This is a genomic window from Mesorhizobium sp. M5C.F.Ca.IN.020.29.1.1, assembly GCF_003997375.1.
Taxonomy (GTDB): domain Bacteria; phylum Pseudomonadota; class Alphaproteobacteria; order Rhizobiales; family Rhizobiaceae; genus Mesorhizobium; species Mesorhizobium wenxiniae.
The window spans coordinates 1-2,030 of the sequence record NZ_RZSW01000800.1 but is presented as its reverse complement, the minus strand read 5'-3'; the positions used below and the strand labels follow the sequence as shown (position 1 = coordinate 2,030).

The 2,030-nt window shown below is 64.7% G+C and carries 3 protein-coding genes; all 3 read right to left on the bottom strand.

Going from position 1 to position 2,030, the window contains the following annotated elements; translation table 11 throughout:
• On the bottom strand, positions 1 to 747 hold a 747-nt coding region (locus EOA85_RS33700; protein ID WP_127212581.1), incomplete at its 3' end, for a trypsin-like peptidase domain-containing protein.
• Between the two features lie 130 nt (positions 748 to 877).
• A complete protein-coding gene (locus EOA85_RS33695; protein WP_127212580.1) occupies positions 878 to 1,345 on the bottom strand; it encodes a cytochrome c-type biogenesis protein in 468 nt (155 codons plus the stop codon).
• Positions 1,342 to 2,030: cytochrome c-type biogenesis CcmF C-terminal domain-containing protein (locus EOA85_RS33690; RefSeq protein ID WP_281033826.1), on the bottom strand; the 689-nt coding region annotated here is incomplete at its 5' end. The genes EOA85_RS33695 and EOA85_RS33690, both read right to left, overlap by 4 nt.

Genomic DNA, 2,030 nt, shown 5'->3' with positions numbered 1-2,030 from the left:
GTTCACCGAGGCGTCGATCTGGATGAAGTCGTCATAGGGGCCGGCGCCGATATCGCGGCCACGGGCCGAGACGATGCCGGCGGTGACCGTGCCGCCGAGGCCGAACGGATTGCCGACGGCCACGACCCAGTCGCCGACGCGAACCTTGGAATCGTCGGCGAAGTCGACATAGGTGAACTTGCCGTCGCCTTCGACCTTGAGCACAGCGAGGTCGGTGCGCGGATCTGTGCCGACCAGCTTGGCGTCGAGTTCCTTGCCGTCATGCATTACCACCGTGAAGGACGAGCCGTCTCCGACGACATGGTTGTTGGTGACGAGGTAGCCATCCTCGGAGATGAAGAAACCGGAACCCTGGGCGACCGGCCGCGGCTGGCGGTCACGGCGTTCGAAACGCCGCATTCCATCCCGGCCATCCTGATCGCCAAAGCCACGGAACTCCCTGAAGAAGCGGCGCAATTGCGGATCGTCGGGAAGATTGCCGAAGGCGTCGGGCAGGTCGGAGCCGTCGTCGGCGGTCGTTTCTATCTTGGCTTTGACGCGGACACTGACGACCGCCGGCGAAACGCGCTCGACGACGTCGGCGAAGCTCGGGACCTGCGGTGCCTCGACACGCACCGCCTCGGCCAGGACCGGGGCTGTCCCGGTGGCAACCGCGCCGAAGCCGATCGCGCCGGCAATGGCCACTGAAGCGGCGGCAGCCAACAGGCGTTTGCGGGTGCGGGGATTTGAATTGGGGGCAATATTCATGGGTCTCGTATCCTCTTTCAAGGGATGCGCTTCGGTCGGCATCCTCGGGCAAGAGAAATAGGGGCGCACACATTACGGCGCCATTTCCGGTGCATGAAACTTTTGTAATGTTTGCGGGCGGCCGCCGCCTTCAGTCCCGGTGCAAAATAGTGTCCAGCTCCGCCTGCTCCTCGGCGGTCAACGCATTGGTTGCCGTCGAACGGCGCGACCGGGCGGTCAATACTATGAAAATCCCGCCGGCAAAGAGCAGAAACACCGGCGTACCCCACAACAGCGCATTGCGCAGGCTGAAGCGCGGCTTCAACAGCACGAACTCGCCGTAGCGGGAAACGATGTAGTCTATCACCTGCCGGTCGGTGTCGCCGGCGACGAGGCGCTGGCGCACCAGCACGCGCAGGTCGCGGGCAAGGTCTGCATCGGATTCGTCGATCGACTGGTTCTGGCAAACCATGCAGCGCAGCTGCTCCGAAAGCGTCCGCGCCCGCGCCTCGAGCGCCGGGTCGGCCAGAACCTCGTCGGGCTTCACCGCAAGTGCGGCGCCGGCAAACAACAGCGTCAGCAGCAAGACTAGGGAGACCAGTGAAAATCTTGCGGTCATAGCAGGCTCGCGGAAGGTACGGCGCCCGCCGACTTGCGACGGCGGGACGGTGCCCCGACGCGCAGGCGCCGGTCCATGAGCGACATCGCGGCACCCGCCATCATGACAAGGCCGCCACCCCAGATCAGCGTCACCAGCGGCTTCCACCACAGCCGCACCACGACGGAACCGTCGGTCCCCTCGTCGCCAAGCGAGAGATAGAGCTGGCTGAAACCGATCGTCTTGATACCGGACTCGGTCGTCGTCATCTGTCGGACCGGATAGGAGCGCTTGGCGGAGGTGATTACAGCGGTAGTGCTTCCATCGGCGCCGAGCAGAGCGAAGCGGCCGCGATCCTCGCTATAGTTAGGTCCCTGGGCCGGATAGGGCCCTTCGAAACGCAGCACGTGGCCGGACAGTTGCACGGTCTCGCCAGCATGCATCGACAAGATCTTCTCGGTGCCGAAGCAAAGCGTGCCGACGATGCCCAGCGTCGTCAGCCCGAGGCCAAGATGGGCGAGTGCGGTGCCGAAGACCGAACGCGGCAGGCCGGCGAAGCGCCTGAGCATGACGCCGGGCGCGACAGTGCCGAAGCCGGACTTGACGGCAATATCGGTGAGCGCGCCGCAGATCAGCCAGAAGGCCAGGCCGACGCCAAGTGCCGCGAACACTGAGGCGCCATCGATGAACAAGGCCGTTACCAGCA